This is a genomic window from Allobosea thiooxidans (genome assembly GCF_900168195.1).
Taxonomy (GTDB): Bacteria; Pseudomonadota; Alphaproteobacteria; order Rhizobiales; family Beijerinckiaceae; genus Allobosea; species Allobosea thiooxidans.
This window is the reverse complement of record NZ_FUYX01000010.1, coordinates 97,559-112,119: the sequence shown is the minus strand read 5'-3', so window position 1 is coordinate 112,119 and position 14,561 is coordinate 97,559. Positions and strand designations below refer to the sequence as shown.

Annotated in this window: 17 protein-coding genes; 7 read left to right on the top strand and 10 right to left on the bottom strand. The window is 68.4% G+C overall.

Features of this window, described 5'->3' with window-relative positions; genetic code table 11:
* Nucleotides 1–96: 96 nt before the first annotated feature.
* A complete protein-coding gene (locus B5Y19_RS17860; RefSeq protein ID WP_055728076.1) occupies nucleotides 97–978 on the top strand; it encodes an alpha/beta hydrolase in 882 nt (293 codons plus the stop codon).
* Between the two features lie 76 nt (nucleotides 979–1,054).
* On the opposite strand, the gene B5Y19_RS17855 is transcribed toward B5Y19_RS17860, so the two are convergent.
* The 5 genes from B5Y19_RS17855 to B5Y19_RS17835 form a co-directional block, all read right to left on the bottom strand.
* Complete coding sequence (locus B5Y19_RS17855) at nucleotides 1,055–1,906, bottom strand: tetratricopeptide repeat protein (protein ID WP_055728075.1); 852 nt, start codon at nucleotides 1,904–1,906, stop codon at nucleotides 1,055–1,057.
* A gap of 239 nt (nucleotides 1,907–2,145) precedes the next feature.
* Entirely contained in the window at nucleotides 2,146–2,379 is a 234-nt protein-coding gene (gene rpsU / locus B5Y19_RS17850; protein ID WP_055728074.1) for a 30S ribosomal protein S21, read from the bottom strand.
* 169 nt (nucleotides 2,380–2,548) lie between these two features.
* Nucleotides 2,549–3,655 (bottom strand): 5-(carboxyamino)imidazole ribonucleotide synthase, encoded by a 1,107-nt coding sequence (locus B5Y19_RS17845; protein WP_055728073.1) that lies wholly within the window; start codon nucleotides 3,653–3,655, stop codon nucleotides 2,549–2,551.
* A complete protein-coding gene (gene purE, locus B5Y19_RS17840; RefSeq protein WP_055728072.1) occupies nucleotides 3,652–4,152 on the bottom strand; it encodes a 5-(carboxyamino)imidazole ribonucleotide mutase in 501 nt (166 codons plus the stop codon). Before purE ends, B5Y19_RS17845 begins: the two co-directional genes overlap by 4 nt.
* Nucleotides 4,153–4,253: 101 nt before the next feature.
* Nucleotides 4,254–4,472 (bottom strand): YdcH family protein, encoded by a 219-nt coding sequence (locus B5Y19_RS17835; protein WP_055728071.1) that lies wholly within the window; start codon nucleotides 4,470–4,472, stop codon nucleotides 4,254–4,256.
* 228 nt (nucleotides 4,473–4,700) lie between these two features.
* Here B5Y19_RS17835 and B5Y19_RS17830 point away from each other — a divergent pair, with 228 nt between their 5' ends.
* The 3 genes from B5Y19_RS17830 to B5Y19_RS17820 all read left to right on the top strand — a co-directional run bounded on the left by B5Y19_RS17830 (nucleotide 4,701) and on the right by B5Y19_RS17820 (nucleotide 5,862).
* Nucleotides 4,701–4,889: a YdcH family protein gene (locus tag B5Y19_RS17830; RefSeq protein WP_055728188.1), complete on the top strand. Its 189-nt coding sequence runs from the start codon at nucleotides 4,701–4,703 to the stop codon at nucleotides 4,887–4,889.
* Nucleotides 4,890–5,052: 163 nt separating this feature from the next.
* Nucleotides 5,053–5,313, top strand: a complete 261-nt coding sequence (locus B5Y19_RS17825; RefSeq protein WP_055728070.1) for a GlsB/YeaQ/YmgE family stress response membrane protein — start codon at nucleotides 5,053–5,055, stop codon at nucleotides 5,311–5,313.
* A 45-nt stretch (nucleotides 5,314–5,358) separates the two neighbouring features.
* The gene (locus B5Y19_RS17820; protein WP_244555629.1) at nucleotides 5,359–5,862 is read left to right on the top strand and encodes a YidB family protein; all 504 of its coding nucleotides are present in this window, start codon (nucleotides 5,359–5,361) and stop codon (nucleotides 5,860–5,862) included.
* Between the two features lie 153 nt (nucleotides 5,863–6,015).
* Here the strand turns inward: B5Y19_RS17820 and B5Y19_RS17815 are convergent, their stop codons facing one another.
* Together B5Y19_RS17815 and B5Y19_RS17810 are read right to left on the bottom strand one after the other, a co-directional pair.
* Nucleotides 6,016–7,644, bottom strand: coding sequence for an acyl-CoA synthetase (locus tag B5Y19_RS17815; protein WP_055728069.1), 1,629 nt, complete (start codon nucleotides 7,642–7,644; stop codon nucleotides 6,016–6,018).
* A 97-nt stretch (nucleotides 7,645–7,741) separates the two neighbouring features.
* Nucleotides 7,742–8,506 (bottom strand): sulfite exporter TauE/SafE family protein, encoded by a 765-nt coding sequence (locus B5Y19_RS17810; RefSeq protein WP_079591875.1) that lies wholly within the window; start codon nucleotides 8,504–8,506, stop codon nucleotides 7,742–7,744.
* Nucleotides 8,507–8,680: 174 nt separating this feature from the next.
* Between B5Y19_RS17810 and B5Y19_RS17805 the strand changes: the two genes are divergently transcribed.
* A complete protein-coding gene (locus tag B5Y19_RS17805) occupies nucleotides 8,681–10,615 on the top strand; it encodes a propionyl-CoA synthetase (RefSeq protein ID WP_055728067.1) in 1,935 nt (644 codons plus the stop codon).
* 133 nt (nucleotides 10,616–10,748) lie between these two features.
* On the opposite strand, the gene B5Y19_RS17800 is transcribed toward B5Y19_RS17805, so the two are convergent.
* Both B5Y19_RS17800 and B5Y19_RS17795 read right to left on the bottom strand, forming a co-directional pair.
* Entirely contained in the window at nucleotides 10,749–11,477 is a 729-nt protein-coding gene (locus B5Y19_RS17800; protein ID WP_055728066.1) for a DUF1013 domain-containing protein, read from the bottom strand.
* Nucleotides 11,478–11,912: 435 nt separating this feature from the next.
* Nucleotides 11,913–12,911, bottom strand: a complete 999-nt coding sequence (locus B5Y19_RS17795) for an NAD(P)H-quinone oxidoreductase (protein WP_079591874.1) — start codon at nucleotides 12,909–12,911, stop codon at nucleotides 11,913–11,915.
* Between the two features lie 93 nt (nucleotides 12,912–13,004).
* Here B5Y19_RS17795 and B5Y19_RS17790 point away from each other — a divergent pair, with 93 nt between their 5' ends.
* Nucleotides 13,005–13,205, top strand: a complete 201-nt coding sequence (locus tag B5Y19_RS17790) for a DUF1192 domain-containing protein (RefSeq protein ID WP_055728064.1) — start codon at nucleotides 13,005–13,007, stop codon at nucleotides 13,203–13,205.
* Between the two features lie 354 nt (nucleotides 13,206–13,559).
* Complete coding sequence (gene rcdA / locus B5Y19_RS17785) at nucleotides 13,560–14,090, top strand: protease adaptor protein RcdA (protein ID WP_055728063.1); 531 nt, start codon at nucleotides 13,560–13,562, stop codon at nucleotides 14,088–14,090.
* A gap of 197 nt (nucleotides 14,091–14,287) precedes the next feature.
* Here rcdA and rpmE read toward each other — a convergent pair whose 3' ends face one another.
* On the bottom strand, nucleotides 14,288–14,524 hold the full coding sequence (gene rpmE / locus B5Y19_RS17780) for a 50S ribosomal protein L31 (RefSeq protein WP_055728062.1): 237 nt from the start codon (nucleotides 14,522–14,524) through the stop codon (nucleotides 14,288–14,290).
* Nucleotides 14,525–14,561 lie beyond the last annotated feature (37 nt).

The following is a 14,561-nucleotide window of genomic DNA, read 5'->3' as shown; positions in this document are numbered from 1 at the left end:
TCCGCCAGGGACAGGCTCCGGAACCCATCGTCATCGGATTGCTGCAAAGGGCCGGCTTGATCGCCGGCCCTTTCGCTTTCCGGGCCGGCCGCCGTGATGATCCTGCGCCTTCTGAAGCTGTTCGTCGTCCTCGGCCTCGTCGGCTATCTCGGCATGCTCGGCGCGCTCTATCTGCGGCAGCGCGCCCTGATGTATCCACGCGATCCGGCGAAGGCCGATATCGCAACTGCCGGCCTGGTCGCGGCGCAGGAGGCGACCGTCGTCACCGCCGATGGCGAGCGGCTCGTCGCCTGGATCGTGCCGCCGCGGGCCGACAAGCCCGTCCTGCTCTATTTCCACGGCAATGCCGGCAATCTCGCGCGAGCCGGCCGGACCGGCCGTTTCCGGGCCCTGACGGAGGACGGCACCGGCCTCTTTGCGATCAGCTATCGCGGCTATGGCGGCTCGACCGGCAGCCCCACCGAGCTGGGGCTGCTGCAGGACGCGCGCGCCGCCTATGGCGCGGCCGCCGACCGCTTCGGCGCCGGGCGGCTGGTCGGCTATGGCGAATCGCTTGGAACCGGCGTGGTGCTCAAGCTGGCGGTCGAGGCGCCGCTGCAGGCCGTGGTGCTGGAGGCGCCCTATCTCTCGACCGCGGCGGTGGCGCAGGAGGCCTATCCCTATGTGCCGGTGGGCCTGCTGATGAAGGACCAGTTCCGCTCCGACGAGATCATCGGGCGGGTGAAGGTGCCGTTGCTCGTCCTGCATGGCGAGCGCGACCACATCATACCCTTCGCGCAGGGCGAAGCCCTTTACGGCCTCGCGAACCCGCCCAAGCGACTGGTGCGCTTTCCCGAGGGACGGCATGAGGACCTGCCGCAATACGGCTCGCTGGCCGAGGTCAGGCGCTTCCTGCGGGAGGTCTCGGCCGGTACCTTCACCGGCGCCGAGAGCCGGGCCGTGGCGGCTGGAGCCGCGGCGCCGGACACATCGCCCTGACGCCGCTTTCATCTGCCTCAAAGCGGGAGAGGGAGGCTCCGCTCAGGAGCGTTCACCGGCCGGACCGGCCGAGGGATCAGCGGAACAGGCCGCCGCCACCACCGCCCAGCCGGGACTGGCCGGAACGGGCCTGGGCGTTGTTGCCGTCGAGGCTCAGCGCACGCTGATAGGCTTCCGAGGCCTCGGTCTTCTTGCCGAGCTTCTCGAAGGCGAAGCCGCGGCCGGCCCAGGCATCGGCGTTGCGGTTGTCGACGTTGAGCGCGGCGGTGAAATCCTCCAGCGCGGCGTCGTATTTGCCGAGCGCATTCAGGCTCTGGCCGCGCGCGATGTAGGGCGGGGCGGTGTAGGGGTTCCGGTCGATCACCGAATCGAAATCGGTGACGGCGTGCTGGTGCTGGCCTTCCTTCTGGTAGACGAGCCCGCGGGCGTGGAAGGCCTCGGCGGATTCGGGGTTGAGGCGGATCGCGGTGTTGAGGTCGGCGATCGCCTGCTGGCTGTTGCCCTGCTGGCGCAGCAGGTTGGCGCGGGCGATATAGGCCGGCGCGTAGTTCGCGTTGGCCGTGGTGGCGCGGTTGAAGTCGGCGAGCGCGGAGTCGTTGCGGCCGCTCTGGCGCAGCGCCAGGCCGCGATTCGTATAGGCCGAGGCCAGGTTGGGATCGAGCTGGACCGCCTTGGTGAAATCGGCGATGGCGTCCGAGAAGCGCCCGGTGCGGGCATAGGCAGCGCCGCGCGTATTGTAGGCGCCCGGGTCGTTGGGATTGCGGCTGACGACGTCGCTGAGCGAGGCGATGTTGACGCTGGCGTCGGCCTGGTCGCGGGTGTCGAGTTCGGCGACGGCTGGCTGGGAGGAGAGGTTGGAGACGGTGTCGCAGCCTGCGAGCGCCAATGCCATGCCGGCTGCGACCAGCCAGTTACTGCCTCGGATCATGCTCTGCCTCTTTGGTTTCGTGCTTCGCCTGCCGCGCCGTCCCCGGGGGGCAGGCTCCGGCCCGAGCGGCCGGCCGCGGCGTGATCGCGCTCCCCAACCGACAGCGCCTCGCGAGAGAACGCCTCAAACCCGCCAAAACTTGGTTAACGCCGCCGAAAAACAAGAGCGCCCGGAGCGGACTCCAGGCGCCTTTCGGTATCGGCCCCATCCAGGGCGGCCCAGAGGCCGCCCGGCATGGATCAGGGGCGCTTGGCCTTCGCCGGCGCGGGCAGCAGGCCTTCGCGCTGCAGCTTCTTGCGCACGAGCTTGCGGGCGCGGCGGACGGCCTCGGCCTTCTCGCGCGCCTTCTTCTCGGAGGGCTTCTCGTAATGACCGCGGAGCTTCATCTCACGGAAGATACCTTCGCGCTGCATCTTCTTCTTGAGAGCGCGGAGAGCCTGGTCGACATTGTTGTCGCGAACGAGAACCTGCACGTGAAACGTCCGTCCTTAGCGGGTTGATCCAAAATTGAGGGCCGGCGATAGCGCAGGACGCATCGCTCGAAGGTTCGTGCCGATAGCAGAATTCATTTCGGCTGTCCACGCCACAAGGCCATGAAAAACAGGGGCCCGGCGCGGTTTTCCACCTGCCTCCGCGAAACGCTCATTTGTCCTCGCCGACGAGGCGCGTGACATGGCCCATCTTGCGGCCGGGGCGGGCGTCGCGCTTGCCGTAGAGATGCAGATGCGCGCCGGGTTCGGCCAGGATCTCGCGCCAGCGCAGGGCGGCGTCGCCGATCAGGTTCTCCATCTCGATTCGGCCGCGCCGGGCGGTGGCCCCGAGGGGGAAGCCGCAGACGGCGCGGACATGCTGGTGGAACTGGGAGGTCAGCGCGCCTTCGCTGGTCCAGTGACCGGAATTGTGCACGCGCGGGGCGATCTCGTTGATGACGATGCGCGCGTTGGTGCCGCTCTTGCCTTCCAGCACGAACATCTCGACCGCGAAGACACCGACATAACCGAGCGCCTCGCCGATCTGCCGCGCGGCGTCGATGGCGGCGTCGGCGGCGGCTGCCGGCAGATTCGCCGGGACGTGGGTGAAGGCGAGGATATGGTCGCGGTGCTCGTTCTCGCAGACGTCGAAGGCGGCGAAGGCACCGTCGATCCCGCGCGCGGCGACGACCGAGACTTCCCGGACGAAGGGTACGAAGCCTTCGAGGATCGCCGGGAACCGGCCGATCGCCTCATGCGCCTCGGCGAGGTCGCTGCCGGCGGCGATCTTGACCTGGCCCTTGCCGTCATAGCCGAAGCGGCGGGTCTTCAGCACCGAGGGCCGGCCGAGCTCGGCGACGGCAGCCTCGAGGTCGGCGAGGCTGTCGACGGCGCGGAAGGGCGCGACGGGCAGGCCCAGCCCGGCGATGAAGCTCTTCTCGCTGAGCCTGTCCTGGGTCACGGCGAGCGCGCGGGCGCCAGGATGGAGCGGCGCCCGCCCGGCGAGGAAGGCCGCGGTCGCGGCCGGGACGTTCTCGAATTCGTAGGTCACGACGTCGACCGCCCCGGCGAAGCCGGCGAGCGCCGCCTCGTCCTCGTAATCCGCGACGGTGTGGCGGGCGGCGACATCGAAGGCCGGACTGTCGGCCTCCGGCGCGAAGACGTGGCAGCGGATGCCGAGATCGGCGGCTGCGAGCGCCATCATGCGGGCGAGCTGGCCGCCGCCGAGGATGCCGAGCACGGCGCCGGGAGCAAGGCCGGTGGGAACGGGCGGGCTCATGCGTCCTCGCGGCTGGGCCGCTCGGCGATGCCGGCGCTCTGGCGGGCGCGATAGGCATCGAGCCGCTCGGCCAGCTTCTCATCCGAAAGCGCGAGGACGGCGGCGGCGAGCAGGGCGGCGTTGACGGCGCCGGCCCGGCCGATGGCGAGCGTGCCGACCGGGATGCCGGCCGGCATCTGGACGATCGAGAGCAGGCTGTCCTGTCCCGACAGCGCCTTGGATTCGACCGGCACGCCGAAGACCGGCAGCGGCGTCAGCGAAGCGGCCATGCCCGGCAGATGCGCGGCCCCGCCGGCGCCGGCGATCACCACCTTGAAGCCTTCGGCCTTGGCGCCCTTGGCGAAGGCGAAGAGCCGCTCGGGCGTGCGATGCGCCGAGACGATGCGGGCGTCATAGGGGATCGCGAGCGCGTCGAGAGCCTCGGCGGCGTGACGCATCGTCGCCCAGTCGGACTGGCTGCCCATGATGATGGCGACGGGTGGGCTGGTCTCGGCCATGGCTGCGCTCGGGCTCCGCTGCGGGAAGCGCGCGATCTAGACCGTCTCCGGGCCGGGAAGCAAGGGCGAATCGGGCGCGGCGGCCCCGGAACGGCGCCGCTTCAGGCGATGATGTCGGGCGTGAGAGCGTCCTCGATCTGGGCGATGCGGTCCTTGAGGTAGAGCTTGCGCTTCTTCAGCCGCTGGACCTGGATCTGGTTGATCGATCCGACCCGCTCCAGCGCGTCGATGGCGCTGTCGAGATCGCGGTGCTCCTCGCGCAGCCGTGCCAGTTCCGCGGTGAAGGTCTCGACCTCTTCCGGACTGAGCTCGAATCCCATGGCCATCTCATCATCGCCGCACTTGGGCGAGACTATGCCTTTGCCGCCCTGCGCCTCGCAAGAGAATCAGCAGCGGCGCCGGAACCGGCAAGCCTCCTATTAACGGCTTTCCGGGCGCGAGCCGGTGAGGATCACAGAATCTCATGAATGCCGTGTGACATCACAGGGCAGACGCGCAGCCGGCTCTATGTCAGATTGGGGCGTCAACCGCTCATCAGGAGGATCCAGATGTCGTTGCAAACCCGTCTTGCGGAACTCGAGCGCAAGCATCGTCAGCTTGAGGATGCGATCGCCCAGGCCGTGGCGAGCCCGTCGGCGAGCGACCTCAACGTCGCGGAGCTGAAGCGGAAGAAGTTGCAACTGAGGGATGAGATCGAACGCGTACGGCAGACCATGCCGGAGCGAGTCTTGCACTGAGGCGAAGCGGGCACCTCCCAGCCCGTCCGGAGATTTCGACGATGCGGACGAACCGACCCCGAAAGGGGTCGGTTTTTTTGTTGGGTCCCGGCGCCGGCATCCGCCGGAACTTTGTGCCGCGGTCGCGGTTGATGTGCGGCGCATCAGGAGGGAGAGCAGCAGCATGGGCATCATCTGGACCATCATCATCGGCTTCGTCGCCGGCGTCGTCGCCAAGTTCATCATGCCGGGCTCGAACGAGCCGTCCGGCTTCGTGCTGACCACGATTCTCGGCATCATCGGCGCCTTCGTCGCCACCTATCTCGGCCAGTCCCTCGGCTGGTACGCGCCGGGAGAGGGGGCGGGGCTGATCGGCGCCGTCGTCGGCGCGATCGTCGTCCTGGTCGTCTGGGGCGCCCTCGCCGGCCGCAATCGCGCGGCTTGAGCGCTGCGGTCTTTTCCCGCCTTTCCACGCAGAGGAGTGATCGCCGTGAGCGACGACAACAGCAGCAGTGGTTTTCCGTCCCTGACCGCCCTGCTCGGGCTTCTCGCCGTCGCGGGCTACCAGAACCGCGACAAGATCGCCGAATGGCTCGGCGGAAGCGGCCAGCCCGCCCCCGGCCAGGTCCCCACGTCCACACAGCAGCCCGGGCAGGCGCAGGCTCAGCCGCAGGAAGGCGGCGGGCTGCTCGGCAGCCTCGGCGGCTTGCTCGGGGCCGGCGGGGCCGGGGCTGTGGTCAATAACGGCCTGGGCGAGCTGGTCGACCGCTTCAACCAGACCGGACAGGGCCAGAAGGCCGATTCCTGGGTGCGCCAGGGACCGAACGACGATGTCGCGCCCAACGAGCTGGAGCAGGCTCTCGGGCCGCAGGTCGTCGATGCGATCGCCCGCCAGACCGGGCTCTCGCGCGAGGACCTGCTGGAGCGGCTGTCGAAGGTCCTGCCCGAGGCGGTCGACCGCTACACTCCGGACGGGCGCCTCAACCGCGCGTGAGGCTTCGGGACGGCAGTTCGATTGCCTCACGCCATGGTCGGGCTTGTCCCGACCATGCGCGTCTTCGCTGGTCGCAGGCCGCGTTCAAGACGGGGATGCTCGCCACGGGGGCGAGCATGACGGTTCCGGAGCGCAGTTGCCGGGCCGGACGCGCTACAGCGCGCGCGCCATCTCCCGCAGCCGGAATTTCTGGATCTTGCCGGTCGAGGTCTTGGGCACCTCGGCGAAGACGATCGTGCGCGGACATTTGAAGGCGGCGAGGTGCTGCCTGCACCAGGCAATGATGTCGGCCTCGCTGGCTGTCTGGCCCGGCTTCAGCTCGACGAAGGCGCAGGGTGTCTCGCCCCATTTCTCGTCCGGACGGGCCACCACGGCTGCGGCCTGCACGGCAGGGTGCTTGTAGAGCGCGTCCTCGACCTCGATCGAGGAGATGTTCTCGCCGCCCGAGATGATGATGTCCTTCGAGCGGTCCTTGAGCTGGATGTAGCCGTCGGGATAGCGCACGCCGAGGTCGCCGGTGTGGAACCAGCCGCCGGCGAAGGCCGCTTCCGTCGATTTCCGGTTGCTGAGATAGCCCTTCATCACGACGTTGCCGCGCATCATCACCTCGCCGAGGGTCTGCCCGTCGCGCGGCACCGGCCGCATCGTCTCGGGGTCGAGCACGTCGAGCCCTTCCAGGGCGGGGTAGCGCACGCCCTGCCGTGCCTTCTTCGCCGCCTGCTCGGCAGGGGAGAGCGCGTTCCAGTCGTCGTTCCAGTCGTTGACGACCGACGGTCCGTAGCACTCGGTCAGCCCGTAGAGATGGGTCACCTCGAAGCCGGCCTGCTTCATCCCGGCGAGCACGGCCTCGGGCGGGGGGGCGGCTGCGGTGAAGAAGGAGACCGTCTGCGGGAAGTCGCGGCGCTCCTCGGCCGGGGCGTTGAGCAGCGTCGACATCACGATCGGTGCGCCGCACAGATGCGTGACGCCATGGTCGGCGAGCGCGTCATACATCGCCTTGGCGCGGACCTGACGCAGGCAGACATGGGTGCCCGCCACGATCGAGATCGTCCAGGGGAAGCACCAGCCGTTGCAGTGGAACATCGGCAGGGTCCAGAGATAGACCGGGTGCCGGCCCATATTGCCGGTGATGACGTTCGAAGTGGCGAGCAGATTGGCGCCGCGGTGGTGGTAGACCACGCCCTTGGGGTCGCCCGTGGTGCCGGAGGTGTAGTTCAGCGCGATCGCGTCCCACTCGTCTGATGGCATCTGCCAGTCGAAATCGGGATCGCCGCCGGCGATGAAATCCTCGTATTCGACGCTGCCGAGCCGCTCGCCGGGGCCGTCATAGACCGGGTCATCATAGTCGATGACCAGCGGCTTCACCTTGCAGAGCGCCAGGGCATCCCGGATCGTCTTCGAGAATTCGCGATCGGTGATCAGCACCTTAGCGCCGCCATGGTCGAGCGAGAAGGCGATGATCGCGGCATCGAGCCTGGTGTTGAGCGTGTTGAGCACGGCGCCGCCCATCGGCACGCCGTAATGGCATTCGAGCATGGCAGGCGTGTTCGACAGCATCGCCGCCACGGTGTCGTTCTTGCCGATGCCGTGGCGCGCCAGCGCCGAGGCGAGGCGGCGCGCGCGGGCATAGAATTCCGCATAGGAGCGGCGCAGTGGGCCGTGGACGATCGCGGTGCGGGCGGGGAAGACCGCGGCGGCGCGCTCGAGGAAGGTGAGCGGCGTCAGCGGCTGGTAGTTCGCCGGGTTGCGGTCGAGATCGGTATCATAGGCCGAACGGGTCATCACAAAACCTTCCACGCTAGCGCGGCAGCCCTAGCCGCTGGCGCGCCGTTAGGTAATCCATCCCTTTTTCCGATGCGGCGCAATCGCGCGGCCCGACTCAGCCGAGGATAGCCAGGCCGCGCACGCCGTCGAAGGCGAGCTTCAGCCCAACGAGCAGGAGCAGCCAGTAGATGATCCCGTAGAAGCGCTCGGCCGGGACGCGCCGGACCAGCCAGACCCCGGCGAAGGTGGCGGCGACCGCGACCGGCAGGAGCGCCGCCGAGGCGGTGAGATTCTGGGCGCTGAGCTGGCCCAGCGCGATATAGGGGACGAGCTTCACCAGGTTCATCGCGGCAAAGAAGGTGGCGCCGGTGCCGACGAAGACGGCGGGCGGCAGCTTCTGCGGCATGACATAGATCTGGAAGGGCGGGCCGCCGGCATGGGCGATCATGCTGGTGAAGCCGCAAAGGAAGCCCCAGAAGCCGCCTGCGCCCCAACTCGCCTTGGTCACCGCGGCCGGTCGCTTGCCGTCACCCAGCATCCGGCGCAGCGCGAAGCCGATCGAGATCAGCCCGACGGCGAGGCCGACCGCGGCATCCGAGACCTTCGCCGCCAGCAGATAGCCGGCTAGTACGCCGAGGAGGGCGCCCGGCGCCAATGTCGCGAGGTTGCGACGGTCGAAATCGCGGCGATAGGACCAGACCGTCACCACATCCTGGGCGATCAGCAGCGGCAGCATGATCACCGCCGCGGTCACCGGCGAGACCACGAGCGCCATCAGCGGCAGCGAAAGCAGGCCGAGGCCGGAGAAACCGCCCTTGGACAGCCCCATCAGAATGACGGCCGGCACCATGGCGGCGAAGAAGGCGAGATCGAGGGACATGGGGTGACGCTGCGCCGCAGAGCCGGAAGTGCAGAATGGGATGAGCGAAAGTCGTAAGCTCGCGAAGCTTGCACTGGCCGAGGGAATGCGCAGGAATCCGCGCAAAACCAGCCCCGCCAATGCCGGCTCGCCGCGGGGCTTTAGGACGAAACCCGGCATAGAGGAACGCTTGCGATGAATGGCCCCTATGCGGCGCCCGCCCGCCCCGCCGAAAGCTATCACGAGACCTATGCCCGCTGGCGGGCCGATCCGGGCGCCTACTGGCTCGAAATCGCGCAGGGCATCGATTGGATCAGGCCGCCCGAGAAGGCCTTCGACGCCGCTTCCGGCATCTATGGCCGCTGGTTCCCCGACGCCACCTGCAACACCTGCTTCAATGCCCTCGACCGGCATGTCCGGGACGGGCGCGGCGACCAGGCGGCGCTGATCTACGACAGCCCCGTCGCCGCGACGAAGGCCAAGTACACCTATGCGCAGATGCTCGACGAGGTCGCGACGCTCGCCGCCGTCCTGCAGGATCTCGGCGTAAGCAAGGGCGACCGCGTCATCATCTACATGCCGATGGTGCCGGAGGCGGTCTTCGCCATGCTCGCCTGCGCGCGCATCGGGGCGGTGCATTCGGTCGTGTTCGGCGGGTTCGCGGCCAAGGAGCTGGCGACGCGCATCGACGATGCCGAGCCCAAGGTGATCCTGACCGCGACCTGCGGCATCGAGCCGACGCGCGTGGTCGAATACAAGCCGCTGCTCGACGGCGCGATCGAGATGGCCAAGCACAAGCCGCAAACCTGCGTCGTGCTGCAGCGTCCGCAGGCGGACGCCTCGATGCATGTGACACGCGACAGGAACTGGCGCACGCTGGTGGCCGCTGCCAAGGCGGCCGGGCGCAAGGCCGACTGCGTCGAGCTCGCCGCGACCGACCCGCTCTACATCCTCTACACCTCCGGCACGACCGGGCGCCCCAAGGGCGTGGTGCGCGACCAAGGCGGGCACATGGTCATGCTCAAGGAGACGATGGACCAGCATTTTGCGGTCGGGCGGGGCGAGGTGATGTTCACCGCCTCCGATATCGGCTGGGTCGTCGGCCACAGCTACATCGTCTACGCGCCGCTGATCCAGGGCGCGACCACCGTGCTCTACGAGGGCAAGCCGGTCGGCACGCCCGATCCGGGCGCGTTCTGGCGGGTCGTCGCCGAGCACGGCGTCAAGGTGCTGTTCACGGCGCCGACCGCCTTCCGCGCGATCCGCAAGGAGGATCCGGAGGGCAGGCACCTCGCCGGCCACGACCTCTCCCGCTTCGAGGCGCTGTTCCTCGCCGGCGAGCGGGCCGATCCCGAGACGCTGAAATGGGCCGAGGAGCTGCTGAAGGTGCCGGTGATCGACCATTGGTGGCAGACAGAGACCGGCGCGCCGATCGTCGGCAATCCGCTCGGCCTCGGGCTCCTGCCGATCAAGCACGGCTCGCCGACCGTGCCGCTGCCGGGCTACGACGTGCAGTGCCTCGACGAAGGCGGGCGGCCGGTGGCGCCGGGAACCATGGGCGCGATCGTGCTGAAGCTGCCGCTGCCGCCCGGCGCGCTGCCGACTTTGTGGAACGACGATGCGCGCTTCCGCGAGGCCTATCTCGCGACGTTCCCCGGCTACTACAACACCTCCGATGCCGGCTTCATCGACGATGACGGTTATGTCTTCATCATGGGCCGCACCGACGACATCATCAACGTCGCCGGCCACCGGCTCTCGACCGGCGGCATGGAGGAGGTGCTGGCGGCCCATCCGGCGGTGGCGGAATGCGCCGTCGTCGGCATCCGCGACGCGCTCAAGGGCGAGCAGCCCTGCGGCTTCGTGGTGCTGAAGGCGGGGGCGAGCCAGCCGCCGGAGGAGATCGAGAAGGAGCTGGTCGCGCTGGTGCGCGAGCGCATCGGGCCGGTGGCGGCCTTCAAGCTGGCGCTGACGGTGAACCGGTTGCCGAAGACGCGCTCCGGCAAGATCCTCAGGGCGACGATGAAGAAGATCGCCGATGGCGAGGACTATGCCGTGCCGGCGACGATCGAGGATATCACGGTGCTCGACGAGATCGGCACGGCCCTGAAGGGCAGGGGGATCGGGTAGCGCCCTCTATACATATACCACGTCATGCTCGCCCTCGTGGCGAGCATCCATGTCTTGAACAAGGCCTTCGACCAGCGAAGACGTGGATGGTCGGGACAAGCCCGACCATGACGGCTTGAGTCGGAGCCTGGGCTCAGCCCTCGTCGTCCTCGTCCGCCGGACGCTTGAGCTGCTTCAGCTTGGCGAAGACGGAATCGACGTCGATCGCCGCCTCCTCCTCGCGCTTTGGCCGGCTCATGTCGGCGAAGGGCTGGGTCTCGCTGTGCGCCGGCTCCGGCGCGGTGGTCTCCTCGGCCGAGAGCAGGGTCGAGCCGGCCTCGGCCAGCGCGGCCGGGCGGTCCTTGGCGGCGCGGGCGACCTCGAAGTCCAGGTCGATCTGCGAGCACAGGCCGAGGCTGACCGGATCGATCGGGGTGAGCTGCTGGGCGTTCCAATGCGTCCGGTCGCGGATCTGCGCGATGGTCGACTTGGTCGTGCCGATCAGGCGGATGATCTGCGCGTCCTTGAGCTCGGGATGGTTGCGCAGCAGCCAGAGGATGGCGTTCGGGCGATCCTGGCGCTTGGAGACCGGGGTGTAGCGCGGGCCCTTGGCGCGCTTGACCTCGGGCACCTTCACCTTGCGCTCGGCGAGGCGCAGATGGTGGTTCGGGTTCTTGGCGGCGCGCTCCAACTCCTCGCGGGTGAGCTGGCCCGAGGTGATCGGGTCGAGGCCCTTGATGCCGGCGGCGACCTCGCCATCGGCGATGCCGCGCACCTCGAGCGGGTGCAGCTTGCAGAACTCGGCGATCTGCTCGAAGGTCAGCGAGGTGTTCTCGACCAGCCAGACCGCAGTGGCCTTGGGCATCAGCGGGGTTTGTGACACGGGGCGTCTCCTGGAAGGCCCTGGCGCCCTCAGCTCGCTCGGCTGGGGCTCGTCAGGGCAGGGTCGCGGACAAAAGCTCTCATGCGCCGACCGGCCTCCCCGGCCGGCCATCCAAATCATCGACGATGAGCAGGATGGCGCGCCTTATAGGCGAGGGCGGGGCAGGTGTCCACGAAAAGCGTGCGGTTTCGTGCGGACTTCGTCGTGCCGCCGTCGCCCGGGGCAGGCCGCGGGCCCGCGATCAGAACCCATGAGCATGACGCCGTTTCCGGGACCGTCCTGCTCGCCCCTGTGGCAAGCATCCACGTCTTGAACATCACTCCCGTCCAGCGAAGATGCGGATGGTCGGGACAAGCCCGACCATGACGACCAGCGCCTGGCGCATGGGGCCGCATAGGCGCTTTGCGCTGGCCCGGAATGAGGAGCGGAGCGCGTTCACACGGTGAGCACGATCTTGCCGATATGGGCGCTCGATTCCATCAGGCGGTGGGCTTCGGCCGCCTGAGCCAGCGGGAAGGTCGCATGGATCAGCGGCTTGCAGCGGCCGGCCTCCAGCAGCGGCCAGACCTTCTCCTGCAGCTCGGCGGCGATGACCGCCTTCTCCGCGACGGTGCGGGGCCGCAGCGTCGAGCCGGTATGGGTCAGCCGCTTCAGCATCAGCCGGCTGAAATTGGCGGTCGCCTTGGGGCCGTTGAGGAAGGCGATCTGGACGATGCGGCCCTGATCGGCGGCGGCTTCGTAATTGCGGTCGATATAGTCGCCGCCGACCATGTCGAGGATCAGGTTCACGCCGCGGCCCTCCGTGGCCGCCTTCGCCACTGCGACGAAATCCTCGCTGCGGTAGTTGATGGCATGGTCGGCGCCGAGCGCGCGGCAGGCCTCGCATTTGTCTGCGGAGCCCGCCGTGGCGAGGACCGTGGCGCCGAAGGCCTTGGCGAGCTGGATCGCCGTGGTGCCGATGCCGGACGAGCCGCCATGGACGAGGAAGCTCTCGCCGGCCTCGAGGCGCCCGCGCTGGAAGATATTGGTCCAGACCGTGAAGAAGGTCTCCGGGATCGCGCCGGCCTCAATGAGAGAGAGCCCGTGCGGAGCGGGCAGGGCGTTGCTCTCGTGGACGACGGCGTATTGCGCATAGCCGCCGCCGGCGACGAGGCCGCAGACCTGCTCGCCGAGGGCGAAGCGCTCCGCCCCTTCGCCGCGCGCGACGACCGTGCCGGCGATTTCGAGGCCGGGGATGTCGGAGGCGCCGGGCGGCGGGTTGTAGCCGCCCTGGCGCTGCAGCACGTCGGGCCGGTTCACGCTGGCGGCGGCGAGTGCGACGAGGATCTGGCCCGGGCCTGGCCGGGGGACCGGGCGGGTCTCCGGCCGCAGCACTTCGGGGCCGCCGGGCGCCGCGATGCCGATCGCTGTCATCGTCTCCGGAATGGGCGTCATGGCCTGTCGTCCTTCGCATGGTGCGGCGCAGCGTGACTGCGGCCGCGAGTGGGCTAGCCTGCCGCGCGCAGTTTGAGCAGATGCGAGGCCGCCATGTCGATATTCCCGGAGGATGATCGCCCCAAACCGAAGAGCGTGCACGAGATCGGGCAGGACCTCTCGACGCTCTCGCTCGCCGAGATCGACGAGCGGATCGCCGTCCTGAAGGCCGAGATCGAGCGCCTCGCCGAGGCGCGGGCGCGCAAGGACGCGTCCCGCTCCGCGGCGGACGCGTTCTTCCGCAAGCTCGCCTGAAACAGGGTCAAAAAGAAACGCCCGTTAAGGGCGCGTTAATGATTCCAAAGTATGAATCGAACCATCCAGTTTGTCTGGATGTCGAGTGGCTCTCCTGCCCACTCTGTTTGACGCCTCCCTGTTGACCTTCGAGCCGCCTCCAGGCGGCTCTTTTTTTGTTGGCGCGTTCCCGTTTTCCAGCCATTTCGCCTTGCGGCGGCGGCCTTGTTCTCGCCACAGGGGTGTAGCGCCGTTAAGGTTAACGACACCTTACCGCGGGCGGAAAACCGCAGCGGCGTTATCCTTGCGACGTCCGTGGCATGAACCGTGGCGCGTTCCAGAGGCGTACGGTCTTGTGCCGATGGGAGACACCGCATGAACGATGCCCAGCTGCTCAACCCGCAGTCGGAAGAGGGGGCGCTGTCCTTTGCGCGCCGCTTCGTCCGCTCCGAGGGTTTCATGCTGCTGTTTCGCGAGGGCATGGGGCTGGTCGAGCAGACCGCCGCCTATCTCGACGGGGACGGGCGCAAGGAGGCGGCGGCGCTGCCGCGCGAGATCGCGCTGACCTATGCCACCGAGAGCATGCGCCTGACGACCCGGCTGATGCAGATCGCCTCCTGGCTGCTGGTGCAGCGCGCCGTGGCCGAGGGCGAGCTGACGGTCGAGCAGGCCAGGACCGAGCACAACAAGGTCGCGATCGGCGATCCGATGATCGCTCCGGCCGAGCACATCGTCGCCCAGCTGCCGGAACGGCTGCGTGCGCTGATGGCGCATTCGTCGCGGCTGCAGGCGCGCGTGCGCCATCTCGAGAACCAGATGACCGGGACCGGGGCCCGCAGCGTGGCGGCCAATCCCGTCAAGGACCAGCTCGCCAGCCTGCAGGCGAGGCTCGGGCGGGTCGGCTGAGCCCCGTCCGAGTGGGGCAGGGCGGCGACGCGATCCGGCCAGCCTGGAGCGTGTGCCGCATTCCCGCGGAAGCCCGGGTCAAGCCCTGGATGACCGCGTGGTTCCGTGCAAGATCGGCAGCTCCCAGAACGAAGAAACCCGGCCTTTCGGCCGGGTTTCTTGTCTTGGATCAACGACGGCGCCGAGGCGCCGCAGCATCACTTCTTGCCGATCGTACCCAGGCCAGCGAAGCGCGTGTTGAAGCGCGAGACGCGGCCGCCGCGGTCCAGCATATGCTGGGTGCCGCCGGTCCAGGCCGGGTGGGTCTTCGGGTCGATGTCAAGGTTGAGGGTGTCCCCTTCCTTGCCGTAGGTCGAACGGGTGAAGTATTCGGTACCGTCGGTCATGACGACCTTGATGGTGTGATAGTCGGGGTGGATGCCGGTCTTGGCCATGACGAAATCCTCGAACCTTACAAAAACGGGCGTGTCG